We start from the raw sequence: 22813 nt of genomic DNA, 5'->3' as shown, positions 1-22813 counted from the left end.
TTCGCGGATTGAAGCCTGGATGTGACCACCCTTCGCCATAGGCGCTGTGTTTCTCATTCTTTTACATTCCCTGCAGCTATGCTTTTGGTTTAAGGCATGCAGAAACTTTACCCGGTATTTTACAATATCAGTTCCTTTGCAAAAAGGGCCTGCCTGCTGTTGCCGCTTACGTTTTGCATGAAGGCACATGCCCAATCCGATACCACAAAAAAATTAAAACAGGTAGATATAAAAGCAACCGTAGCCCCCGGATTGCAAACTATTACACCTGCCCAGCAATTCAACGCAAAAGATATTGCCCGCTACAGCGCCTTTAATGTTGCCGATGCAGTACGCAATTTTGCCGGGGTAAATATTAAAGACTACGGCGGTATTGGTGGCCTCAAAACCGTTTCGGTACGCAGCCTGGGCGCGGCACACACGGCCGTAATGTTTGATGGTATCCAGGTTAACGATGCGCAAGCCGGGCAGATTGATCTTAGCAAATTCAACCTGGCCAATGTGCAGCAAATTACGTTATACAACGGGCAGCCGTCCGCATTGCTGCAACCCGCTCGTGCATTCGCTTCGGCGAGTGTGCTGGATATCCGCTCGGTTAAGCCCGAACTTACTTTAGATAAGCCCTATAAAATTACCCTCGGCGTAAAAGGAGGGAGCTTCGGGCTGGTAAACCCCACACTGCAATGGCAGCAACGCATTAGTAATAATTGGGACGCAGTTGTGAACGCCAATTACATTAACGCTAATGGGTGCTATAAATATAAAGTAGATGGCGACCGCTCTGATACGTTAGCTATCCGCCGAAATAGCGATGTAAAGTCGGTACAAACGGATGCTGCCATTTACTGGGCAAAAACCGACAGCAATAAGTTTACTGCACGCATAAATTATTATAATGCCGACCGCGGCCTGCCGGGCGCGGTGATCTACTATAATCCGCAAACCGGTCAGCGGTTGGAGAATGACGACATATTTGCGCAAGCTACTTATCAAAAGATATGGGCAAGCAGCCTTTCTATATTAGTCAACACCAAAGCATCGCAACTGAAAACCCACTACCTCGACCCCAACTTCCTGAATGCGCAGGGCAAGCTGGATCAGCATTATAAGCAACGAGAGTTTTACCAGTCGGCAGCGGTTGCTTATCAATTAATGGATAATTGGCAAGTATCCTATTCGGCAGATGTTTCCATTGCCAAAGTGGATGCCGATATATACAACTACGCCTACCCGAGCCGAACCACCTTACTGAATGTACTGGCAAGTAAGTTCACCACCGGCAACTGGGAGTTTGACGGAAACCTGCTGCAAAGCAACATCTACGAAAGCGTAGAAACGGGCACAGCATCAAAAGGGCAATCGGTACTTACGCCGACGCTCATGGCTTCGGTAAGTCCGTTTGGTAGCGCGAATTTTAAACTACGGGCATTTTATAAAAGCGTTTTCAGGATGCCAACGTTAGATGAACTTTATTTTTTTGCCTTCGTGCCAAGAACGATAAAGCCCGAATCGGCGAAGCAATATAACCTTGGGCTTACCTGGAATAAGAATCTAAGTAACTTGCTGGAATACATCGTTTTAAATATTGATGCCTATTATAACAATGTAAGTAATAAGATCATTGCCATCCCTAATCAAAACCCGGTTGTTTTTTCATATAGTAACCTCGGCAAGGTGAATATTAAGGGGATTGATATAGGGATTAAAACGCAAACCCAAACCGTCAACGGTTTTACGGGATACCTTACGGCCAACTATACCTACCAACAGGCGCAGGATGTAACTAACCCCTCGTCTTCATCATATCTCAATCAAATACCCTATACGCCTAAGCATACCGTAGCAGCAAATACAGGTATCAGCTATAATAAACTCGGGCTGTATTACAATTATATTCTATCGTCGGACAGGTATTACACGGTGAATAACCAGCCTGAATACCTGGTGCCTGGTTATAGTATCAGCGATGTTTCAGCCACTTACACTTTCAAACTTAACCGCCTGCCGGTACAAGCCGCTGCCGAGATAAACAACCTTTATAATAAAAACTACGCCGTGGTGCGCAGCTTCCCTATGCCGGGGCGCTCGTACAGGCTATCCATTCAAATATCCATCTAAAAAATCAACATGAAACAATTCAACTTAAAAGCCCTTTTGGTTGCAACAACGTTAACTGCTATATTGGCATCGTGCAGTAAAGACAAAACCCCAACGCCGGAAATACCCGCTGCAGAAAGAGCCGGTATTTACGTGCTTAACGAAGGTGGTTTTCGTTCAAATAACAGTACGCTTACTTACTACGATTTTGCATCCAAAGCAATCATACCAAATATCTTTTCTGTCACCAATGCGGGTGCAGAATTGGGGGATACCGGCAACGATGTTCAGGTTTACGGCTCTAAAATGTACATCGTTGTAAATTATTCAAGTACAATTGAGGTGGTTAATCCTAAAACTGCTAAGTCCATCAAACAGATAGAACTGCGTGATGCAGGTGTTGGACGACAACCCCGAATTATAGTATTCAATAAAAACAAAGCTTTTATTAGCACCTACGATGGTAAGGTTGCCGTGTTGGACACAGCAAGCCTGGCTGTCGAGAAATTCATTAACGTGGGCCGCAACCCCGAGCAGATGGTGATAGCAAACGGTAAGCTGTATGTTGCCAATTCAGGCGGACTGGATTCCTTTACCGCAATAGGCCCTGATAAAACAGTATCGGTTATAGACTTAGCCACGCTTACCGAAACGAAAAAAATAGAAGTGGGGCTTAATCCTATCAATATAGCAGCGGATGCCTATGGTGATGTTTACGTGATATCCTACGGAACTGATTATCCTGCAAAACCTGTCCTGACTATTATCAACAATTCAACCGATGTGGTAAAAAGCAGCGCAAGTATTGATGCCGGTTACGCAGCTGATTTTGTGGTGAATGGAGATTTGGCTTATTACATAACAGATGCCGGTAAAGTGAAGGTTTATGATGTAAAAACCGATGTGGTATCCAAGGAGAACTTTATAAGTGATGGTACAGCTTTGGTTTTACCTTATGCCTTGGCCATTGATAGTACCACCGGCGAATTATTTGTGACCGATGCTGTAAGTTACGGCTCTAATGGCGCACTCTATGCATTCGACAAAACCGGTAAAAAGGAATATTCGTTTACGGTAGGTATTAACCCGGGTTCGATAGCCTTCGTAAATAAATAGGTTTTCTATTGCAACGATTATTTAATAAATTTGCTCAACAGACATAACTATGCCACAGGAAAAAAATAACAGCCGTTTTATTGTACTCGTTTTAATGGTGCTTGGCGCTATTGCCATGCGCATTGTTAACACACAAGTGCCTGCTTTAAGCAACTTTACGCCGGTAGGTGCGGTTGCATTGTTCGGCGGTGTTTATTTTACGCGTAAGTGGGAAGCATTTTTGGTGCCACTTGTTGCGCTGTTCATCAGCGATTTGGTGATCAATTACATTTACACCTCAAGCATTACTTTTTTTGCAAGCTCGCTGTGGATGTACGGCTGCTTTGTGCTGATGGCCTTTGTAGGCACGCTAATTAAAAGAGTTAGCGTTGCCAGCCTGGCAACCGCATCGGTAGTAACGGTGCTTATACACTGGCTGGTAATGGATCTGCCAATTGTATACGGCTTGCCAACTACCTGGGATAATTACAGCATGCTGCTGATGCGTGCCATTTACCCCTTCGAAACCAATATGCTGATAAGTGATGCCTTATATGGCGCCATCCTTTTCGGAGGTTTCGAACTGGCTAAAACCAAATACGTGGCCTTGCAAGGGAAAAAACAACTGGCACTGTAACTATAGCCTGTTTTGATATTTTTTGAAAGCGGTTCTGAATAAACGGAACCGCTTTTTATTTGCCCAATGCCAAGTACCGAAAACTTTTGCTTAAAATTATTCTTTCCATTCGAGAGAAGCTCATTGGACGGATGCATGGCTCCGTGAACCTCCGTGTAACCTCTGTGTGCTCTGTGGTTAATAGCAAATATATAATTCATCTATAATGAAAACTCCCCAAAAACTTAAAGGCCAGGCTGCCATTGTTACCGGTGCCGATAGTGGCATTGGTAAGGCCGTGGCCATTGCGTTAGCAGCGGCAGGTGCTAAGGTGCTGATAAACCACATTGGTCAGCACGATAAAGCCGATAAAGTAGTTGATGAGATCACCAAAGCCGGCGGTAAAGCATTTGAGTTTCATGCCGATGTAAGTAAAGAGGATGAAGTGAAAGCCATGTTTGCGGCCATCATAAAAAAGTACGGCAGTATAGATATTTTGGTGAACAATGCCGGCCTGCAGGAAGATGCGGCATTGGTTGACATGACTTTGGAACAGTGGAACAAAGTGATCAGCATAAACCTTACCGGGCAGTTCCTGTGCTCGCGCGAGGCTGCACGCGAGTTCATAAAAAGGGGAGTAGTTAAAAAGCGCAGTACTGCCGCCGGTAAAATTATTTGCATGAGCAGCGTGCACGAGGTTATCCCATGGGCAGGGCATGTAAACTATGCAGCCAGTAAGGGCGGTATAAGCATGATGATGAAAACCCTGGCGCAGGAACTTGCCCCGCACAAAATAAGAGTAGTAGGCATAGCGCCCGGTGCTATACAAACGCCTATAAACAAGCCCGCTTGGGAAACGCCCGCAGCGTTAAACAAACTGTTAGAGCTAATTCCCTATAACCGCATAGGCCAACCCGAAGATATAGGTAAACTGGCCACCTGGCTTGCTTCCGATGATGCAGATTACATTACCGGGCATACCGTTTTTATTGATGGTGGCATGGCATTATATCCCGGCTTTGCCGATAATGGTTAAAAAACAAAGCTAAATCCTTGCCTTTTGTCAGGCCAATGTCACAAACAATGGATTTTTCTATTTGAAAATTACTTAGTGTACTTTTTACAATAAGATATTCAGCATTTCATTGAGATAATGTAAATTATACACTAAGTATTAACCGTAATTTTTACATTTTATCATTTTGGCTGCTTTAATTATTAAATATTCATAAAAATTGGCTATTATTTTGAATATATTCAATACTAACGTACTTTTGTTATGTAAAATTTAAAACAACACAGTACAAAATATTAAAATTAAAACCCCATGAAAAAGATATTTTTAACCATCGCCCTTGCTGCCAGTTTATTAACTGTTAACACATATGCTGCTACTTTTAAAGCAGAAGACGGTACAGAAAATGTTTCTTACGCTGCTCTTACTAAATTTAACAACGATTACGCCGGTGCTGAAAACGTTAGCTGGAAAGTAAGCAACAACTTCCAAAAAGTAACTTTCACTTTGGATGGTACCAAAATGTCGGCTTTCTACAACCTGCGTGGCGAAGTTATGGGCGTAACCCAAAATGTACAATTCAACGCTTTGCCTGAAAAAGCACGTAAAGAAATTGCTGCTAAATACGAAGGTTACTTCGCTAAAGAAGTTATCAAATTAGAAACCGGCGAAGATAGCTTCGACAACACTGTTTACTTTGTTGACCTTGCTAAAGACGGTAAAGAACTTTTGGTACGCGTAACTCCTGGTGCAGGTGTTTACTTCTTCCAAAACGTAAAATAATTACGGCGCAGGTTTTAATGCCTGCTTCTTTGTAAAAGCTCATCTGCTGATAAGCGGGTGGGCTTTTGTGTTTAAACACACATTTTACATTTTTCAGTCATATAAATAATTTTATTTGGATATTAATAATTTTATATATTTGGATAGATAGTTGTACATTTCATACTTGATTATTAAACCATTATATATTCAGTTGAATTACTTACTGATCGGCAAAACCCAATTTTAATACGATTATTACCAACAATTATGAAGACTGGAAAAGTAAAATGGTTTAACACTCAAAAAGGCTACGGCTTTATTGTTACCGAAGAAGGGAAAGACCTGTTTGTGCACTTTAAAGATGTGCAGGGCGGTGTAAACGCTATAAAAGATAACGACAACGTAGAATACGAAGTAGAAGATGGCCGGAAAGGCCCTCAAGCAGTTAATGTAAAAAAAGTATAAGCGCACTGTTGCCTACCCTATAAACCCCTGCAAAAACAGGGGTTTTTTGTTTAAAAAAATTAGGCAACATTATTGGCTTTATCTACATTAGCCCATCCAATTTTAAACTATCAATATAACATGACCGCCGCCGCCCCCCAAAAGCTTTCTAAGAACGCTGTTTTTTTAGTGATAGTAGCCTCGCTGGGTTACTTTGTTGATATATACGACCTATTGGTATTCTCCATTGTAAGGCTAAAAAGCCTCAAAGAAATAGGCATTACCGACCCGGTTATGGTAACAAAACATGGTCAGGATATCCTGAATCTACAAATGGCAGGTTTGTTATTCGGTGGGATACTGTGGGGCGTGATAGGCGATAAGTTAGGGCGTATAAAGGTATTGTTCGGGTCGATACTTCTATATTCTATAGCAAATTTTGCCAATGGTTTCGTAAATGATGTAAACACCTACGCCATTATTCGCTTTATTGCAGGCCTTGGGCTTGCCGGTGAACTTGGAGCAGGAATTACTTTGGTTAGTGAAACCTTGAGTAAAGAAAAACGCGGATACGGTACCATGATGGTTGCGGTTATTGGCTTATTGGGTGCGGCAGCCGCTTTTGGGGTAGCCAAATTTGGCTGGCGCAATGCTTATTTTGTGGGCGGCGGGCTTGGTATACTGTTGTTATTCCTACGGATAGGCACTTTCGAATCGGGCATGTTTAAAAATGTTGAGCAAAGCAAGGTGTCTAAGGGTAATTTCTTTATGCTGTTCACCAGTTTTAGCCGTTTCAAAAAATATCTGTTTTGCATATTAATTGGCGCGCCGCTTTGGTATGTAGTGGGTGTGTTAGTTTCCTTTTCCGATCAATTTGGTGTTGCCTTAGGTTCCCCGGCATTGTTAAATCCTGCCGAAGGTGTATTTTACACTTATATAGGGATTTCTGTTGGTGATATTTTTGCAGGCTTATTGGCACAAATAACCAAGTCGCGTAAACTTACAATGGCCGTATTCCTTGTTTTCTCGGCTGCATGTGTTGCTTATTACCTTAATGCCAAAGGTCTTACTGTTCAGCATTTCTTCTTAGTTTGCTTTGTAATGGGGTGTTCGGTTGGGTATTGGGCTACATTTGTAACCATCGCTTCAGAACAATTTGGCACAAATATCCGATCAACCGTTACCACAACAGTACCCAACTTTGTGCGCGGGGCACTCATCCCTATTGTAGCCGCTTTTAATACGTTTAAAGCTCACTACGGTGTGCTTACCAGTGGCTATATTATGATGGGGATACTTACCTTAATATCTTTAATTTCTCTAAGCCAGCTAAAAGAAACTTTCGGGAAAGACCTCAACTACGTAGAAGAAGAAGCCGGGATAAGCTAATCAAGTCCAAATTTTGCTTGGTTTAATATTAACGCAACGTTAAAACAAGCGGGCACGTATTAACATTATTAAGCATTCATTACTTTTGTCGCGATGATCAGTAAAGAACAAATAGCCGCCGGGTACCGCCAAATACAGGATGAGATATGTGCCGCGCTGGAGCAGTGCGACGGGCAGGCCAAATTTGAAGAAGAACTTTGGGAACGCGAGGGTGGAGGCGGTGGCCGCACCCGCATTATCCAAAACGGAAATATATTTGAGAAGGGGGGCGTTAACTTTTCTGCCGTACACGGCAAGTTGCCCCATACCATGAAAAAGGCGCTGAATGTAGAGCAGGAAGATTTCTTCGCTACCGGCGTATCTATCGTGATCCACCCCAACCATCCGCTGGTGCCCATCATCCACATGAACATCCGGTATTTTGAGATGCCGAATGATAAAGGTGAAACACCGGTACATTGGTTCGGCGGAGGGATAGACCTTACACCGCACTATGTGGTTGATGAAGACGCCCGTTTCTTCCACCAGCAATTAAAGAACGTATGCGACCATTTTAACGATGGATTTTACCACCGTTTTAAAACCTGGGCCGATGATTACTTCTTCATTAAACACCGTAACGAAACGCGTGGCATAGGCGGCATTTTTTACGACCGCCTGGCAGCTACCGACGAGATGAATTGGGAGATGATATTTGAGTTTTCGAAAGTGTTGGGCCGCTCGTTCATCCCTACCTATACCGAACTGGTTAACCGTAACCGCTATAAAATATTTACGCCCGAGCAGCAGCAATGGCAATATCAGCGCCGCAGCCGTTACACCGAGTTTAATCTGGTGTACGATGCCGGTACCCGCTTCGGGCTGGAAACCAATGGCCGCATCGAATCTATATTGATGAGCCTGCCGCCAACAGCCAAATGGGTGTACGATTATCATGCCCAACCCGGCAGCGAGGAAGAGCGTACTATGAGTTTGTTAAAGAAGGGTGTAAATTGGGTGTAACTATGGCCAGGAAGTTGTTTATACCCGCCGCGCTTCTTTTCGCGGGTTTGATGTCATTCACCTATATTTCATCGCTCGAAGGCACTTACATCTACACGGGCGGCATCTACAATAACAAAGCCGAAGCCGCATCGAAAGATTATACCTTACAGCGCCGCTATAACGACGAAGAATACGAGTCGACTTTTATTGAGCCCGGGCAGGATACCATCGTGTACGAGCAAGGCAAATACAAGCTACCAACCGACACCACCTGCCTGGAAACCCAAACCTATAGCAAGCAGCCTTCAAAAACGCTAAATATTACGGTTGCCTACAAGTACAAACTACAGCACGATACGCTTGTATTTAGCGGCGTTTTACCCAATGGCACAACCGTGCAGGAATACTGGAAAAAAGTAAGCAAATAGGATATTTGTTGTAACAGCTTTTTTGCTCGTTTTTGTGCGCAAAAGGTGGAAAAACAGGGCAATTGTTAGTAAAAAATTACCCTGTTGGCATATAAATGCTTAACTTCGCAAATCGTATAAAAACCAATTTTACACGCAACACAGATCATACCTTTCCATTAAGAAAAACAGATGGCTGAAGAGACAGAAAACGAAAACTCTCACAAAGAAGACAGAATAATTCCGATAAATATTGACGAGGAGATGCGATCTGCCTATATCGATTATTCGATGTCGGTTATTGTATCGAGGGCATTGCCCGATGTGCGCGATGGTTTAAAACCAGTACACAGGCGCGTGCTTTACGGTATGCTCGATCTTGGTTTGAGCAACAACAAACCCTATAAAAAATCGGCCCGTATAGTGGGCGAGGTTCTTGGTAAATACCACCCGCATGGTGATACTTCGGTATACGATGCCATGGTACGTATGGCGCAAGACTGGAGCCTGCGTTACCCCTTTGTAGAGGGCCAGGGCAACTACGGATCTATAGACGGCGACCAACCCGCGGCCATGCGTTATACAGAAGCCAGGCTGGAGAAAATTGCCGAAGAGATGTTGGCAGATATCAATAAAGATACCATCGATTTCCAACTGAACTTCGACGACTCGCTGGAAGAACCAACCGTGTTACCGGCAAAATTCCCTAACCTTTTGGTTAACGGTGCCAGTGGTATTGCGGTAGGTATGGCCACCAATATGGCCCCGCACAACCTATCGGAAATTGTTGATGCTACAGTTGCTTACATAGACAACCGCAGCATTGAGATAACTGAATTGATGCAGCACGTAAAAGGCCCCGATTTCCCTACCGGCGCTATTATTTACGGTTACGAAGGCCCGCGCCAGGCATTGGAAACAGGCCGTGGCCGAGTGGTTATACGTGCCCGCGCTGAAATTGAAACCTACAATGGCGAACGCGAACGTATTATTGTGAGCGAAGTACCTTACCAGGTAAACAAAGCGCTGATGATAGAGCGTACTGCCGAATTGGTTAACGAAAAGAAAATTGAAGGCATTACTGCCATTCGCGACGAAAGTAACCGCGAAGGCATACGCGTGGTTTACGAGATAAAGCGCGATGCCAACGCTGCTATCGTACTGAATAACCTGTATAAATACACCTCACTGCAAACTTCCTTCAGTGTAAACAACATTGCGTTGGTTAACGGCCGCCCAATGCTGCTAAACCTGAAGGACCTGATACACCACTTTGTGGAGCACAGGCACGAGGTGGTTATCCGCCGTACCAAGTTCGAATTGGCCGAGGCTGAAAAACGCGCCCATATCCTCGAGGGTTTATTGATCGCCTTAGACCATATAGAAGAAGTTATCCGCCTGATACGTGCCTCTGCATCGCCAGATGAAGCTCGTGAAGGCTTAATAACTACCTTCGGTTTGAGCGACATCCAAGCACGCGCTATTCTGGATATGACCTTAAGGAGGTTAACCGGACTGGAGCGCGACAAAATACGCGACGAGTACGATGCTTTGATGAAAACCATAGAGCACTTAAAAGCTATTTTGGCGGATGAAGGCATGCGTATGCAAATCATTAAAGATGAGCTTACCGAAATAAAAGAAAAATACGGCGACGCACGTAAAACCGAGATCGTACACTCATCTGCAGAAATGCAAACCGAAGACTTTATTGAGGATGAGGATGTGGTTATCACCATCTCGCGCGAGGGTTACATCAAGCGTACTTCGCTTACCGAGTACCGGAGGCAGGGCAGAGGTGGCAAAGGCAGCATAGGCAGCAACAGCCGCGATGCGGATTTCATTGAGCACCTGCTGATAGCCTCTAACCACAATTACATGCTCTTCTTCACCGAAAGCGGGCAGTGCTTCTGGCTAAGGGTGTTCGAAATTCCGGAAGGTACGCGTACTTCAAAAGGCCGCGCTATCCAAAACATCATCAATATCCCTAAGGAAGAGAACATTAAGGCTTACATCAAGCTGAAATCGCTTAAGGATAAAGAATACCTCGAGAACAACTTCATTATTATGTGTACCAAAAAAGGTGTTATCAAAAAAACATCTTTAGAGGCATATTCACGCCCGCGTGCAAATGGTATCAACGCCATCAACATCAACGAAGGCGACTCGCTGTTAGAGGCAACATTAACTACCGGCAGCAGCGAAATTGTAATGGCGCTGCAAAGTGGCCGTGCCATCCGCTTCAACGAATCTACCGTTAGGCCAATGGGCCGCACCGCAACCGGTGTGCGCGGCATAAGCCTGGATAGCGATAACGACGTGGTGGTAGGTATGATAGCCGTTGACGATAAAGAAACTACTGTGTTAGTGGTATCGGAAAAAGGCTACGGCAAGCGTACCGACATCGACGATTACCGTGTTACCAATCGTGGCGGTAAAGGCGTAAAAACCTTAAATATTACCGAAAAAACCGGAAACCTTGTAGCTATAAAAGGTGTTACAGATAAAGAAGACCTGATGATCATTAATAAATCGGGCATTGTTATCCGTATAGCCATAAGCGAGCTGCGCACTATGGGCCGCGCTACGCAAGGGGTAAGGCTTATCACACTAAAAGGTAATGATGAGATAGCTTCGGTAGCACAGGTAGACCACGATGAGGACGAAGAAGTTGACAGCTCGGCAGTTGCTGCTGATGCGGGCACCGAAACCGCTCCTGCAACGGAAACATCAACAGAAACTACAGAACCAACTGATAATAATACTGATGCGGAAGGGGAGGAGCCTGAAGCTGACGATAAAACAGAATAAGCATGCAGCATAACCGTAAGTTAATATTACTGGTTTTAGGGTTGTTTACTACATCTTTAGCTTTTGGTCAATCAGAAGCGTTAAAGGCAGTGGTAAACAACCTTGCTTTTTATAAGCAAAAAAATGATATCGCGTATTTGGCCCGCGCCAAAAAATCGGCAGACAGTTTGATCGTCACCAAGTCTGATTCCAGCGACCTGACCAAAAATATGTACCGTTTAATTGTTTACTCAAGCATATTGAATACAGATACGCTAAATAAACTTGGCCAACCCGAGAACTTTGCCGACGTTTCTGCCGCTTTGTACGAGAAGCTTTCTGCTAAACAAAAGGCTTTTAATTTCCAGGCCGAGTTAGATTATGCCAAGCGTTGTTTGGCCAACGCTTATATACGTAAAGGCTTTGCCGCAGCTACCGCCAACGATTTTGTAAAAGCAGCTGATGCTTTTGGAAAAGCGCGGCTTTATGCACCAACCTTTAAACCGGTTAGTGCATACATGGCTTTTGCTAACAACAAGCAGGGCAATTTGCAGGAGGCAGCCAAAAACTTCAGCAACCTGATCAATACCGATAGTACTAAGATAGAGTACTTTCAAACAGCATCATCCATTTACAAATCAATGGGCGATACCGCAAAAGCCTTGCAAGTTTTAAAGCGCGCCCGCAAAATTTTACCCGCCGATAAACAATTACTGCAGGATGAGGCTAATATTTATAATAACAAAAGGGATTATAAATCGTTAGAACCATTGCTTGGGCAACTGATAGATAATAACCCCAACAATGCTGATATAGCCTTTATAGCCGCAAATTGCTACGATAATTTAAACCAGCACGACAAAGCGGAATCGTTATACCTTAGGGCCATTGAATTGAATGGTTCTGCCTACGAGCCGGTGTTTAACCTTGGTTTGCTATATTTGAAAAGCAGCGCGCAAAAAGATAACGACGAAAAAAATATCACCAACGCTATTTTATGGCTCGAGAAAGCTAATGAAATGTCGCCGCGCGATAAAAACTGTTTGGCGTTATTGCAGTTAGCCTATAAAAAAACAGGGAACCAAAGCCAATTGGATAGGGTAACCAATAAACTTTTGCAAGTAACAAACTAATATGAATAGCCGCCCGGATGGTGGCAGGTTCATTACACTTAAATACAAAAACTATTTAAAATGAAAATTAAATTTTTGATGGCTGGCCTGTTGGCCCTTACTTCTGCAACAACGTTTGCACAAAAAAAGGAGTTGAGCACGGCAAAATCCGAGTATGAGAAATATGCTGCTATCAGGCAGGGCCCATTAGCAGTTACTGGCCTGGCAAATGCTAAAATAGCTATTGATAAAGCTGCGGCTGACGCTAAAACCAGTGTATTAGCGGAAACTTTTGTATATAAAGGTTTTATTTATGGCGGCCTTGCCGTTACAGATACCACACAGGCTTCGGCACAGGCTTTTGCTACTGCAAGCGAGGCACTTACTAAAGCTAAAGAACTTGATACCAAAGGCGAATTTAAAAAGCAAATTGAAGAAGCCGGCCTAACATTGGCTCAATACCAAATGAACGCCGGTGTGAAAGCCTACCAGGCAGGTAAATATGATGTTGCCTACAAAGCATTCAGCAACTACAATGCTATAATTCCGGGCGATACTACAGGCTTGCTTAATGCCGGTATATCAGCTTACAACTCTAAAAACTACCCTGCCGCTATTGAAACCTATAACAAACTTGTTGCCACCAAATATTCGGGTGCAGAAGCTGCTTACGACGATCTTTCGGGCATGTACCTAATGAATAAAGATACTGTAGGTGCTTTAAAATCTATAGGAGAGGGGCTTGCAAAATACCCGAACAACAATGGCTTGCGCAGGAAAGAAATTGAAATAGCTTTACAAACAGGCAAATCAGATGAAGTTTTGTCGAAAATTACCGCTGCTATTGAAAAAGACAGCAAAAACAAAACGCTGTATTACTATGCAGGTTTAGTTTACTCACAAACTGCCGATGCCCTTACCGCAAAAATGGCAAAAACCAAAGCAGCCCCTGCAAAAGCTACTTTAAAAACTCAACGCGATGAGAACCTGGCCAAAGCAAAAGACATGTACAAAAAAGGCCTGGAGATAGATCCTAATTATTTTGAGGCTAACATGAACATGGGCTACGTTTTGTTAGCTCCGGCTACTGAAGCTTATAACAGCGTACGTAACCTGCCTGCAAACGCAACTCAAAAACAATACAACGAAGCGCTTGCAAAATCTGATGCTTTATTTGATGCAGCAAAACCATACCTGGTAAAAGCTGCTGAGTTGAAACCAACATCAAGAACCGCATTGGAAAACTTGAAAACATATTACATTGCAAAACGCGATCAGCCTAATGTAGATAAATACACCAAACTGCTTGCCAGCGCTAAAGAAGATTAATTTAGTGCCGCTAAATGCATATCAAAAGGCCATCCTCAAAAGGGGTGGCTTTTTGCATTGTATAAGCTGTCACATTATGTGTTTTGATTTCTTTACTGGCAAATGTACCCTTAGAACAGTTAAGCGTAGAACCTGAAAAAAAGCAACCTGATTTTGATGAAAATGGCGCGCCCTCTCCTGAGCATGCTAAAAGGCTGTGGGCTAAGATTTATGAACGGGAAGCATTAGAGGGGTTTTATCCAGTGCGCCATAGCCTTGAAAACCCGTTGTGATATGTGTTAAGCTTTTTCCAGTAATCCAATCTATATTTTTATACTCAATTATCGGTTTAACGAGTTTAATTTTAAAATCATAACCACCACTTAACATTATTATTATTCTAAAGCCCTCATCATTAGACAACAAATCTACATCAACATAAGACATGAACCGTTCATAACTCAAATTCAGCGGTTTCTTTATCTTGATAAGTTAATAAGAGGGTTTTATTGCCTCCTATTTCTAAAAAAGACACATACGGGTATACTGTCCCGTTTTCTGTTATTTCTGTTTCCATCTTCTAAAAATAATAATTCTTTCCTTACATTAGTGCTGTTAAAGTTATTGTACAAAATCGGAGTGCTATCCTGAATTACCACAAATAGTATGCACACACCGAGATTATGGTACGCTGATAAAGCGTGGCTGTGTCTCTTTGTGTGTAAGGCTGTGGTAAGCCGAGGATAGCGAAGATTAAGGCAGTCACGCTTATTTTATTTATCCTCAATTACCACACAATGAACAGTTCTATTGACCTAAACCTCGTAAGGGGCAATTTGGAAAAATTGAGCACAGATAGGTTGCTCGATATTCTATCGTTTTCTCAGGACGATTACAACCCCTTAGCAGTCTCAGCCATGCAAGATATTTTAATAAGCCGTGGCGTGTCTCAACATGAAATCGATGTGGCAAATAGTGGCTTCAACGATTTAAAGTCTAAAATAAAAACAAACCAGGGCCCACAAAGAGAAACCAAAACTGTAAAAATACTGCTTTGGATATTGGCGTTAATTGCCATGTCAATGATGAAGTATTTAACAGAGCAGTTTTCTAACATACTTGTTAAGTAAGGGGTATTTTTATTGTGTTGTACTATGAGCAGTAAGGATAAACAACAACTATACACCTATTTTTGGTTTGTAGCTTTCCTAATGATGGTTGCTTGGTGGGTATTTTTTCAACCACAAGTAGAAGATCAACGATTTTTAAAATCTGTTAGAAAGAGCGGAAAGTACAGTATATACGCCAACGACACTACGTATGTTTTTAAGGTTAAAATAGATAGCCAATATTATGATCCGCTACCTGTTGAAGAACCTGAACCGAGATAGGTAAAATATACCTAACTTTGTAGTATGGCAGCAAAGAAACAAAAAGAGGTTAAGCCGAAAGAACAGCCTAACCCAAACCACAAAGAAGATTTTCTGAAACTATTATCGAAAGCATTACAGCCTAAACAACAACACGGTTCAAAATAGTGTGAAACATTAATTGCCCCTTATCACGGTGCGAATACCTGAATGAACATTCATCGGCATACTTTTGCAGGTGTTTAGGGCTTACATGAATGTGTGTACCACTTATTGTACGCTTCAAGTGGCTAAAGAAGCCCTCAACGGTATTAGTATGTTTTTCGCCATGCGTAACCCTGTTATTGTTGTGCTTTACAGGCACATGGTCATACTGTTTACCAACCCATTTATAGCTATTAAAGCCATCTGTAATAAGCTTGCTACGTTTCTCTACATTGCCTGTAATAAGGCTGTAAATATTGCCTGAGCCAACGTTATCAACCACAAATGTCCTAACCTCGCCACCACGCTGTACAATGGATATAACAGGCTGTTTAGCCTTGCCACGCCCCATGTTTTCAGGCTTTAAGTCCTTAGCGTGCTTATTCTTGTCAAGCCCTCCAATATACGTCTCATCAACCTCTACAACACCTGTAAGCAAATCGCCGCCTGATGCCATTATCTTACGTATCTGATGCCCCATACGCCACGCACATTTATAAGTAACACCTAATTGCCTTTGTATCTCTTTACCGCTTACGCCATTGCGTGTACTTGTCATCAAATAGATAACATAGAACCAATCAACCAACGATGTTTTAGTTTTCTCAAATACTGTACCTGCAGTAGGGTATAACTGATACTGGCAATCCTTATCAGAGCATTGATAAGCCCTGCGCCCTGTAATACGTTTAAACGTGGTTGCCTGTGAGCATTGCGGGCAGCACGGTTGCTTTGCATACCGCATCTTAAATATCATATCTAAACAAACATCGTCGTTCGGGTAATCTTTGCGGAATTGGTTAATAGTATATTTCATGTGAGATTTGTAGATTTAGAAAAACTTAAATTTTATGCAACAATTTTTAAAGGATTACGGAGAATTGATTTCTGTAACATTAATACCAATCTTTATTTGGGTGTTGGGAGTACAGTTCCAAATACGGTATTCAAAGAGGAAAGAGAAAGTTGACCTTTTTTTGAGGCTGATGGCTGACAGAAAGAAATACCCTCCATCCGTTGAAATGGCTGATGCGTTAAATCAAATCGATGTGGTATTTCAAGATGACAATAAGGTAAGAACCGCGTGGAGGGCTTTGTTTGATGCATTGCACCCGCATTCACAACACCAAGCAACTGCAAATACTTTCTTATTGGACTTACTTTCAGAGATAGCAATTTCTTTGGGGTATAAGAATTTGAAGCAAACCGAGATAGACAGGTTTTATCAACCTGTTTTCTTTGAAAACCAGATTGTAAATCAAAATGTGATTTCGCAGGAATTACTAAGGGTGCTACAGCATTCAAAAAGCAATGCCGAGGGATTTTCAAAGAAAGAGTATAAAAAGAGAATGAAGAAAAAACAGTTAAAGGCATAACATAATCACATCCCCATGATAACCTAACTGTGGTGTGGGGATATATGCCTCTTTACTTAACATAATGTTAATTATGAGAAAAATAAGAATGAGAAGAAACGTAGAGTGATTAATACAATATCAGGAACCATGATAAGCATAAAACAGTCATATTCGCTGCACCAATTATTACAACGCAATACAGCTTCAATCAACGATGCTGTAAAACTTTTAACATCCACGATATTCTTATATAATGCCCGACGCGAACATTTCAGCACCAAAAATTCAAACCAAACAACATTTTCAAATTTTAGACGGGCTGCGTGGCGTCGCCGCCATATCAGTTGTGATTTTTCATTTCATGGAAGTTGCAGTGCCTAAATACCCCGAGAGTTTTATCGCACATGCGTACTTGTCGGTCGATTTCTTTTTTTGTTTATCGGGCTTTGTAATTGCTTATGCTTACGATGAAAAACTCAAAGGTATCGGCTTATGGAATTTCTTTAAGTTACGGTTGATAAGATTGCATCCCTTGGTGATTATTGGATCGGTTATCGGGCTGCTGGCATTCGCGTTTGATCCGCTGACCGATCTATTCACCAAATACTCGGGCAATTCTTTGCTCATGTTTTTAGCATCGTGTTTTATGGTGCCGTATCCTTTGGTACACGAGCGTTATTTTAACCTGTTTCACCTTAATCCGCCCACATGGTCGTTGTTTTGGGAATACATAGCCAATGTGGTTTATGCGTTTATACTTGTAAAAATTCCGAATAAGGTATTATGGATATTGGTTGCTGTTGCAGCCGTTTTACTTGCTATGGAGGCGCACCGTTCTGGGTTTTTAGGCGTTGGCTGGGGCGGAGATAACGTTGCGGGCGGTGCTTATAGGGTATTTTATTCGTTTTTAGCCGGTATTTTGGCGTATCGTTCTAAATGGATCATCAAATCGCGCATAGGCTTTTTGCCTTTCGCTGCACTGTTATTGCTGATATTCATGATACCGTTTAACGAAAAAACAAATCCTTTTGTAGACCCTTTCATCGCCATATTTATATTCCCTGTATTGGTAGCCTTGGGCGCGGGGGCAACTTTACGCAATGGTTTGCGCCCGCTTTGCAAATTTTCGGGGGATATCTCCTACCCGCTTTACATGATCCACTACCCTATCATCTGGTTATTTCAAAGCTATGTGGAAGCAAAAAAGCCAATGCATAACGAGATGATGCTGATCATGGCAATCAGCACAATCATATTAATAATAATGGCCTGGTTGATATTGGTTTACATTGATGAGCCCATCCGCAAATACCTAAAGCGTAAATGGATTGTGCAATAGTATATTAAATGTCAGTTAAGCACCATATTATGAGGATGTTTTAGGAGATGATTTGTAGAATATCTACACTTGCCTCATTAAAAACATCACATACTATGGATCTTCAACTTAAAAACAAAACAGCGCTGGTAACCGGCTCTACTGCGGGTATTGGTTACGCCATTGCCAAACTATTGGCCGCCGAAGGCGCAAGCGTAATTGTAAATGGCCGTGGGGCTGAACGCGTAACCGAAGCGGTTGAGAAAATAAAAGCCGAAACAGGCAATAGCAATATAAAAGGCATTGCAGCAGACTTTGCCGATGTTGACCAGGTAAATAATTTGATAAAAGAACTACCCGAGGTTGATATATTAGTAAACAACATCGGCATTTTCGACCCGAAGGAATTTAAGGATATTCCCGACGAGGAATGGTTTAAATTCTTCGAGGTGAATGTAATGAGCGGCGTGCGTTTATCAAGGGCGTATTTTGGTAATATGCTGGCGAAAAACTGGGGTCGCATCATCTTCGTTTCCAGCGAATCGGGCGTACAAATACCTGCCGAAATGATACACTACGGCGTTACCAAAACAGCTCAAATATCCGTAGCGCGTGGCTTGGCCGAACTAACCGTAAACACCGGCGTTACGGTAAATACCGTATTACCGGGCCCAACAGCATCAGAAGGTGTTACCGGTTTTGTGCAAGCCGTTGCCGATCAACAAGGCATCACCCCTGCCGAAATGGAGAAAGAATTTTTCAAGAGTATGCGCGGCACATCGCTGCTTAAGCGCTTTATTACTACCGAGGAGATTGCCAACATGGTAACTTATTTGGCCAGTCCGCTCTCGGCAGCCACTAACGGCGCTACCCTTAGAGTTGATGGTGGCGTTATCAAAACAGCCTTTTAACAAGTAATCATCTCTAAATAAAAAATGCCGGGCGCAATAGCACCCGGCATTTTTTATGTCTTAAATTGAACCGTTATTGAGGCACTTTTTTAGTAGTGTCCCTGGTCATGGTGTCTTTTTTCATGGTATCTGCCGGCGTGGTAGATGGTGTGCTCATTACAGCTGCCGAATCGGTTTTGGTGGTGTCGGTACCATCACCTGCTTTTTTCTCTGAACCACAACCCGCTGCAACGGCTCCAACAATTGTCGCGACTAACGCGAAGCTCAAGATCTGCTTTTTCATAATAGATATAAGTTTTGTGTTGATGAATTTTACCTCGTATTCGAATATTATAACCGCCTAACCTATAAGTTGTTTTGTATGAAAGTATAATTTATACTTAAAAAGTTGTTCAAACAGTAAAATTCGTGCTGTAGATACAACATTCTCCGCAATATTTTTCTGATATTTAACCACCATGGTACTATCAGAAAATGCGCTGAAATGGGTAATGCGTTTTTACCCCCCTCTCCTTTTACAGCGAATTTGGGTGCTCGGTTTCCACAAAGGTTTTGCCGGTGTAAAGGTTAAAGTGAGCAAAAGCTGGCTTAATAAAAACTACAATGGCTCCATCTTCGGCGGTACCATTTTCGCCGCTGCCGACCCCTTCTACCCTGTGCTTTTTCATCAAATATTAAATGCAGATGGCAAAAGACGTTTGGCAATATGGTCTAAATCGGCTAAAATTGATTTTTTAAAACCCGCGCTTGGCAACCTCTTCTTCGAAATAAAACTTACCGAAGCTGATATTGCCGAAGCCAACGAAACGTTAATTGTAACAGGGAAATATGAGAAGCTTTTTCCCATTGATATTTATAATAAAGCAGGCGAAGTTTGCGCTTCGCTGTTGAACGAAGTTTACGTTCGCGACCTGGACCTGCCTAAAACCCTGATATGAACCTATGGCCGTTTTTATGAATGATGCCGCCTTCCTTAAAAAAGGCTACGAAATATCTTTAGACAAAGCAAAGCTTGATTTTGATGCCATTTATGGTTATCTTAACACAACTTACTGGGCAAAAGGCATGCCTGTGGAAAAGTTGAAGGCCGCTTTAGAAAACTCGATGTGCTTTGGATTGTACCATAACGGTGCGCAGGTTGGGCTGGCGAGAGTGGTAAGTGATAAAGCTACATTCGCCTATCTGTGCGATGTTTACGTACTGGATGCGCACCGTGGCATAGGGCTATCAAAATGGATGATGCAAACCATACTGGCACATCCTGAATTGCAGGGGTTGCGCCGCTGGAGCCTGGCCACTGCCGATGCACATGGGCTATATAGCCAGTTTGGCTTTGAGCCAATTAATAAACCGGAGAACTGGATGCAGATACACAGGCCTTATAAAGCCGATTAAATAACCTTGCGGCATGAACTTAAAACGACAGATACTTGAAGGGGAAGGCGTTTCGCTCGACTTCAAGAAAACCATTACAAGCTGCGAGAAAATAGCTAAAACCATGGTGTCCTTCGCCAATAATGTTGGCGGAAGGCTGCTGATAGGCGTTTTAGATGACGGCACCATCAAAGGCGTAAAGGAAGAAGAAGAAGAGCGCTACATGATAACCAAGGCGGCACACTTTTATTGCCGCCCCGCCCTCGAACCCATTTTCGAAGAGATCTATTGGGACGATAAACTGGTGCTCGCTGTAGACATTCCGGCAAGTGACGAGAAGCCGCATTACTCACTTGCCGAAGATGGCAAATGGTGGGTTTACATCCGCGTAAAAGATAAAAGCGTACTGGCCAGCAAAATTGTGGTGGATGTACTGAAGCAATCATCAAGCGATCAAGGCGTGCTGATAGAATATTCGTCAAAAGAAAAAGCCCTGCTGGAGCACCTGGATAAAACCGAACGCATCACCATAAAACAGTTTTGCGAACTGCTCAACATTGGCCGCCGCCGTGCCCAGCGCATACTGGTAAACCTGGTACTAAGCGGTGTAATTAGGGTGCATACTACAGAGAAGGAAGAGTTTTACACGGCGAGTTAGTAAAGCCTGAAGTCCGCAGTCGGAAAGTCCGGAAGAAAGATTCGCTCATATTCATCTTTCGGACTTATCTTATGTCAACTTATCTCTGACGATATAGTCCCCCTCATTTAAACTCATTACTTTTGCCCGCCAATTGTAATGAAAGCCATCTTTTTAAAATACCGATACTACTACAACGACAGCCTTAAGCTGGCTATACCCATCGTGCTTTCACAGATCGGGCATACACTCGTACACTTTTCAGATACCATTATCATCGGGCATTTTGCGGGTACTGTTGCTTTAGCGGCCGTGGCACTTTCTATCAGCCTTTTTATAGTTCCCTTTGTTATGGCCATGGGCATCAGCTACGGTATTACGCCGTTGATAGCCCAGCACAACGGTCGTAAAAACTACGCAGAGTGCGGCAGGTTGCTTAGCAATAGTTTGTTCCTGAATGTACTTTCGGGCATAGCGCTGTTCGTGGTATTTTACTTTGGAATCGTGTTTTTTATCGGTAAGCTTAACCAATCGCCAGAGGTGGTTGTGCAGGCAAAGCCCTTTCTTACGTTGTTGGTTTCATCGTTAGTGCCATTAATGGTATTCAACACCTTTAAGCAATTTGCCGAAGGGCTCGGCCTTACCCGGCAGGCCATGTACATTACTATTGCCGGCAACGTGCTGAATATATTGGTGGGCATTGTGTTGGTAAAAGGAATGTTCGGCATCCCTCCTATGGGCATAAAAGGTGTTGGCTATAGCACACTTATCGACCGCTGCCTGATGGCCGTTGCCATGAGTATTTATGTGTTCCGCTCACCCCATTTTAAAAAATACCTTACCGATTTCGCCTTTAAAAACATAGAACGGCAACGCATCGCTCAGCTTTTAAAAATTGGTATGCCGGTTGCTATGCAGGCCACTTTTGAGGTAAGCGCTTTTGGCGGAGCGTCTATCATTATCGGCACCATTGGCGCGGTGCCACAGGCGGCTCACCAGATCGCATTAAACCTGGCGAGCATGACTTACATGATGGCAGCGGGCATGTCGTCGGCAGCGGCCATCCGGTCGGGTAACCACTTTGGCGCTAACGATCATCATCAACTGCGGCTCTCGGCCATTTCTAATTACCACATTGTTATCGCATTTATGTGCATTACTGCATTCATATTCACGGCCTTTAACCAGTGGATGCCCTACATTTATACTTCCGACAAGCAGGTGATATCCATTGCAGCACAGTTACTTATCGTAGCTGCATTCTTCCAACTGTTTGATGGTACGCAGGTTGTGGGCCTGGGTATTTTGCGTGGCATGAGCGATGTAAAGATCCCAACAATTATCACTTTTATATCTTACTGGGTAATTGGTCTACCCATCGGTTACATCCTCGGTAAACACCTGCAATATGGCGTAACCGGGGTTTGGTTCGGGCTGGTGGCGGGTTTGGCCTCTGCTTCGGTGATGTTGTTTTTGAGATTTCAGGCAATTAGTAAAAAGAATAACTTGAAGGTGACAGTATAGGCCGTTATTTTTTACCACAGAGCACACAGAGAGAAAAACGCAGAGGTTCACAGAGAGCTTTGCATGCGATCTAAAAAGTAAGATCTGGCCGAATA

At 43.1% G+C, this 22813-nt stretch carries 26 protein-coding genes; 22 read left to right on the top strand and 4 right to left on the bottom strand.

The genetic code is table 11. From position 1 onward, the window contains the following. The first annotated feature begins 96 nt into the window (after positions 1 to 96). The 12 genes from BC343_RS03505 to BC343_RS03450 all read left to right on the top strand — a co-directional run bounded on the left by BC343_RS03505 (position 97) and on the right by BC343_RS03450 (position 14043). Positions 97 to 2118 (top strand): TonB-dependent receptor plug domain-containing protein, encoded by a 2022-nt coding sequence (locus tag BC343_RS03505; protein ID WP_078346320.1) that lies wholly within the window; start codon positions 97 to 99, stop codon positions 2116 to 2118. A gap of 9 nt (positions 2119 to 2127) precedes the next feature. Further along, a complete protein-coding gene (locus BC343_RS03500; RefSeq protein ID WP_078346319.1) occupies positions 2128 to 3213 on the top strand; it encodes a YncE family protein in 1086 nt (361 codons plus the stop codon). Positions 3214 to 3262: 49 nt separating this feature from the next. Further along, complete coding sequence (locus BC343_RS03495) at positions 3263 to 3829, top strand: DUF6580 family putative transport protein (protein WP_078346318.1); 567 nt, start codon at positions 3263 to 3265, stop codon at positions 3827 to 3829. Between the two features lie 205 nt (positions 3830 to 4034). Next, positions 4035 to 4844, top strand: a complete 810-nt coding sequence (locus BC343_RS03490) for an SDR family oxidoreductase (protein WP_078346317.1) — start codon at positions 4035 to 4037, stop codon at positions 4842 to 4844. 291 nt (positions 4845 to 5135) lie between these two features. Further along, positions 5136 to 5606: a hypothetical protein gene (locus BC343_RS03485; protein WP_078346316.1), complete on the top strand. Its 471-nt coding sequence runs from the start codon at positions 5136 to 5138 to the stop codon at positions 5604 to 5606. Between the two features lie 249 nt (positions 5607 to 5855). After that, positions 5856 to 6053: a cold-shock protein gene (locus BC343_RS03480; RefSeq protein WP_078346315.1), complete on the top strand. Its 198-nt coding sequence runs from the start codon at positions 5856 to 5858 to the stop codon at positions 6051 to 6053. A 120-nt stretch (positions 6054 to 6173) separates the two neighbouring features. After that, positions 6174 to 7421 (top strand): MFS transporter, encoded by a 1248-nt coding sequence (locus BC343_RS03475; protein WP_078346314.1) that lies wholly within the window; start codon positions 6174 to 6176, stop codon positions 7419 to 7421. Positions 7422 to 7514: 93 nt separating this feature from the next. After that, the gene (gene hemF / locus BC343_RS03470; RefSeq protein ID WP_078346313.1) at positions 7515 to 8423 is read left to right on the top strand and encodes an oxygen-dependent coproporphyrinogen oxidase; all 909 of its coding nucleotides are present in this window, start codon (positions 7515 to 7517) and stop codon (positions 8421 to 8423) included. Positions 8424 to 8425: 2 nt separating this feature from the next. Further along, positions 8426 to 8833 carry a hypothetical protein gene (locus BC343_RS03465; protein WP_078346312.1) on the top strand — a complete coding sequence of 136 codons (408 nt, stop codon included), beginning with the start codon at positions 8426 to 8428 and terminating at the stop codon, positions 8831 to 8833. Between the two features lie 171 nt (positions 8834 to 9004). Beyond that, positions 9005 to 11623, top strand: coding sequence for a DNA gyrase subunit A (gene gyrA, locus BC343_RS03460; protein WP_078346311.1), 2619 nt, complete (start codon positions 9005 to 9007; stop codon positions 11621 to 11623). 2 nt (positions 11624 to 11625) lie between these two features. Further along, positions 11626 to 12735 (top strand): tetratricopeptide repeat protein, encoded by a 1110-nt coding sequence (locus BC343_RS03455; protein WP_078346310.1) that lies wholly within the window; start codon positions 11626 to 11628, stop codon positions 12733 to 12735. Between the two features lie 60 nt (positions 12736 to 12795). Then, a complete protein-coding gene (locus BC343_RS03450) occupies positions 12796 to 14043 on the top strand; it encodes a tetratricopeptide repeat protein (RefSeq protein WP_078346309.1) in 1248 nt (415 codons plus the stop codon). Positions 14044 to 14244: 201 nt separating this feature from the next. Here BC343_RS03450 and BC343_RS03445 read toward each other — a convergent pair whose 3' ends face one another. Further along, entirely contained in the window at positions 14245 to 14469 is a 225-nt protein-coding gene (locus tag BC343_RS03445; protein ID WP_078346308.1) for a hypothetical protein, read from the bottom strand. A 7-nt stretch (positions 14470 to 14476) separates the two neighbouring features. Beyond that, complete coding sequence (locus BC343_RS31790; protein ID WP_262493360.1) at positions 14477 to 14599, bottom strand: hypothetical protein; 123 nt, start codon at positions 14597 to 14599, stop codon at positions 14477 to 14479. 220 nt (positions 14600 to 14819) lie between these two features. Here BC343_RS31790 and BC343_RS03440 point away from each other — a divergent pair, with 220 nt between their 5' ends. From BC343_RS03440 to BC343_RS31785, 3 genes are read left to right on the top strand one after another with little or no spacing between them, the layout of a single operon-like run. Continuing rightward, positions 14820 to 15152 carry a hypothetical protein gene (locus BC343_RS03440; protein WP_078346307.1) on the top strand — a complete coding sequence of 111 codons (333 nt, stop codon included), beginning with the start codon at positions 14820 to 14822 and terminating at the stop codon, positions 15150 to 15152. Between the two features lie 24 nt (positions 15153 to 15176). Further along, positions 15177 to 15413 carry a hypothetical protein gene (locus BC343_RS03435; RefSeq protein WP_078346306.1) on the top strand — a complete coding sequence of 79 codons (237 nt, stop codon included), beginning with the start codon at positions 15177 to 15179 and terminating at the stop codon, positions 15411 to 15413. A gap of 24 nt (positions 15414 to 15437) precedes the next feature. Continuing rightward, positions 15438 to 15560 carry a hypothetical protein gene (locus BC343_RS31785; RefSeq protein WP_262493359.1) on the top strand — a complete coding sequence of 41 codons (123 nt, stop codon included), beginning with the start codon at positions 15438 to 15440 and terminating at the stop codon, positions 15558 to 15560. On the opposite strand, the gene BC343_RS03430 is transcribed toward BC343_RS31785, so the two are convergent. After that, complete coding sequence (locus BC343_RS03430; RefSeq protein ID WP_078346305.1) at positions 15535 to 16413, bottom strand: IS1595 family transposase; 879 nt, start codon at positions 16411 to 16413, stop codon at positions 15535 to 15537. The two genes, BC343_RS31785 and BC343_RS03430, sit on opposite strands and share 26 nt — an antisense overlap. A 34-nt stretch (positions 16414 to 16447) precedes the next feature. Between BC343_RS03430 and BC343_RS03425 the strand changes: the two genes are divergently transcribed. The 3 genes from BC343_RS03425 (at position 16448) to BC343_RS03415 (ending at position 19183) form a co-directional block, all read left to right on the top strand. Next, on the top strand, positions 16448 to 16972 hold the full coding sequence (locus BC343_RS03425) for a DUF6680 family protein (protein ID WP_078346304.1): 525 nt from the start codon (positions 16448 to 16450) through the stop codon (positions 16970 to 16972). Positions 16973 to 17207: 235 nt separating this feature from the next. Continuing rightward, on the top strand, positions 17208 to 18293 hold the full coding sequence (locus BC343_RS03420) for an acyltransferase family protein (RefSeq protein WP_078346303.1): 1086 nt from the start codon (positions 17208 to 17210) through the stop codon (positions 18291 to 18293). Positions 18294 to 18388: 95 nt separating this feature from the next. After that, on the top strand, positions 18389 to 19183 hold the full coding sequence (locus tag BC343_RS03415) for an SDR family NAD(P)-dependent oxidoreductase (RefSeq protein ID WP_078346302.1): 795 nt from the start codon (positions 18389 to 18391) through the stop codon (positions 19181 to 19183). Positions 19184 to 19256: 73 nt separating this feature from the next. Here the strand turns inward: BC343_RS03415 and BC343_RS30690 are convergent, their stop codons facing one another. After that, positions 19257 to 19466, bottom strand: coding sequence for a hypothetical protein (locus BC343_RS30690; RefSeq protein ID WP_143822046.1), 210 nt, complete (start codon positions 19464 to 19466; stop codon positions 19257 to 19259). 175 nt (positions 19467 to 19641) lie between these two features. On the opposite strand from BC343_RS30690, the gene BC343_RS03405 reads away from it, so the two are divergent. The 4 genes from BC343_RS03405 (at position 19642) to BC343_RS03390 (ending at position 22718) form a co-directional block, all read left to right on the top strand. Next, positions 19642 to 20121, top strand: a complete 480-nt coding sequence (locus tag BC343_RS03405) for a DUF4442 domain-containing protein (protein WP_078346300.1) — start codon at positions 19642 to 19644, stop codon at positions 20119 to 20121. Between the two features lie 4 nt (positions 20122 to 20125). Further along, positions 20126 to 20578 (top strand): GNAT family N-acetyltransferase, encoded by a 453-nt coding sequence (locus tag BC343_RS03400; protein ID WP_078346299.1) that lies wholly within the window; start codon positions 20126 to 20128, stop codon positions 20576 to 20578. A 13-nt stretch (positions 20579 to 20591) separates the two neighbouring features. Beyond that, a complete protein-coding gene (locus tag BC343_RS03395) occupies positions 20592 to 21215 on the top strand; it encodes an AlbA family DNA-binding domain-containing protein (RefSeq protein WP_078346298.1) in 624 nt (207 codons plus the stop codon). A gap of 138 nt (positions 21216 to 21353) precedes the next feature. Continuing rightward, positions 21354 to 22718: an MATE family efflux transporter gene (locus BC343_RS03390; protein ID WP_078346297.1), complete on the top strand. Its 1365-nt coding sequence runs from the start codon at positions 21354 to 21356 to the stop codon at positions 22716 to 22718. Positions 22719 to 22813: the final 95 nt, after the last annotated feature.

It is taken from the genome of Mucilaginibacter pedocola (genome assembly GCF_002013915.1).
In the GTDB taxonomy this organism is placed as follows: Bacteria; Bacteroidota; Bacteroidia; order Sphingobacteriales; family Sphingobacteriaceae; genus Mucilaginibacter; species Mucilaginibacter pedocola.
The sequence above is the reverse complement of the archived record's forward strand: the minus strand, read 5'-3'. Positions and strand labels throughout refer to the sequence as shown.

Coding starts and splice junctions, on each gene's coding strand:
- BC343_RS03490 (WP_078346317.1), top strand. CDS start 4,035: ATGAAAACTCCCCAAAAACTTAAAGGCCAGGCTGCCATTGTTACCGGT.
- BC343_RS03390 (WP_078346297.1), top strand. CDS start 21,354: ATGAAAGCCATCTTTTTAAAATACCGATACTACTACAACGACAGCCTT.
- BC343_RS03465 (WP_078346312.1), top strand. CDS start 8,426: ATGGCCAGGAAGTTGTTTATACCCGCCGCGCTTCTTTTCGCGGGTTTG.
- BC343_RS03475 (WP_078346314.1), top strand. CDS start 6,174: ATGACCGCCGCCGCCCCCCAAAAGCTTTCTAAGAACGCTGTTTTTTTA.
- hemF (WP_078346313.1), top strand. CDS start 7,515: ATGATCAGTAAAGAACAAATAGCCGCCGGGTACCGCCAAATACAGGAT.
- BC343_RS03430 (WP_078346305.1), bottom strand. CDS start 16,413: ATGAAATATACTATTAACCAATTCCGCAAAGATTACCCGAACGACGAT.
- BC343_RS31785 (WP_262493359.1), top strand. CDS start 15,438: ATGGCAGCAAAGAAACAAAAAGAGGTTAAGCCGAAAGAACAGCCTAAC.
- BC343_RS03420 (WP_078346303.1), top strand. CDS start 17,208: ATGCCCGACGCGAACATTTCAGCACCAAAAATTCAAACCAAACAACAT.
- BC343_RS31790 (WP_262493360.1), bottom strand. CDS start 14,599: ATGGAAACAGAAATAACAGAAAACGGGACAGTATACCCGTATGTGTCT.
- BC343_RS03495 (WP_078346318.1), top strand. CDS start 3,263: ATGCCACAGGAAAAAAATAACAGCCGTTTTATTGTACTCGTTTTAATG.
- BC343_RS03415 (WP_078346302.1), top strand. CDS start 18,389: ATGGATCTTCAACTTAAAAACAAAACAGCGCTGGTAACCGGCTCTACT.
- BC343_RS03425 (WP_078346304.1), top strand. CDS start 16,448: ATGCAACAATTTTTAAAGGATTACGGAGAATTGATTTCTGTAACATTA.
- BC343_RS03400 (WP_078346299.1), top strand. CDS start 20,126: ATGGCCGTTTTTATGAATGATGCCGCCTTCCTTAAAAAAGGCTACGAA.
- BC343_RS03395 (WP_078346298.1), top strand. CDS start 20,592: ATGAACTTAAAACGACAGATACTTGAAGGGGAAGGCGTTTCGCTCGAC.
- BC343_RS03485 (WP_078346316.1), top strand. CDS start 5,136: ATGAAAAAGATATTTTTAACCATCGCCCTTGCTGCCAGTTTATTAACT.
- BC343_RS03435 (WP_078346306.1), top strand. CDS start 15,177: ATGAGCAGTAAGGATAAACAACAACTATACACCTATTTTTGGTTTGTA.
- BC343_RS30690 (WP_143822046.1), bottom strand. CDS start 19,466: ATGAAAAAGCAGATCTTGAGCTTCGCGTTAGTCGCGACAATTGTTGGA.
- BC343_RS03445 (WP_078346308.1), bottom strand. CDS start 14,469: ATGTCTTATGTTGATGTAGATTTGTTGTCTAATGATGAGGGCTTTAGA.
- BC343_RS03480 (WP_078346315.1), top strand. CDS start 5,856: ATGAAGACTGGAAAAGTAAAATGGTTTAACACTCAAAAAGGCTACGGC.
- BC343_RS03440 (WP_078346307.1), top strand. CDS start 14,820: ATGAACAGTTCTATTGACCTAAACCTCGTAAGGGGCAATTTGGAAAAA.
- BC343_RS03450 (WP_078346309.1), top strand. CDS start 12,796: ATGAAAATTAAATTTTTGATGGCTGGCCTGTTGGCCCTTACTTCTGCA.
- BC343_RS03455 (WP_078346310.1), top strand. CDS start 11,626: ATGCAGCATAACCGTAAGTTAATATTACTGGTTTTAGGGTTGTTTACT.
- BC343_RS03405 (WP_078346300.1), top strand. CDS start 19,642: ATGGTACTATCAGAAAATGCGCTGAAATGGGTAATGCGTTTTTACCCC.
- BC343_RS03505 (WP_078346320.1), top strand. CDS start 97: ATGCAGAAACTTTACCCGGTATTTTACAATATCAGTTCCTTTGCAAAA.
- gyrA (WP_078346311.1), top strand. CDS start 9,005: ATGGCTGAAGAGACAGAAAACGAAAACTCTCACAAAGAAGACAGAATA.
- BC343_RS03500 (WP_078346319.1), top strand. CDS start 2,128: ATGAAACAATTCAACTTAAAAGCCCTTTTGGTTGCAACAACGTTAACT.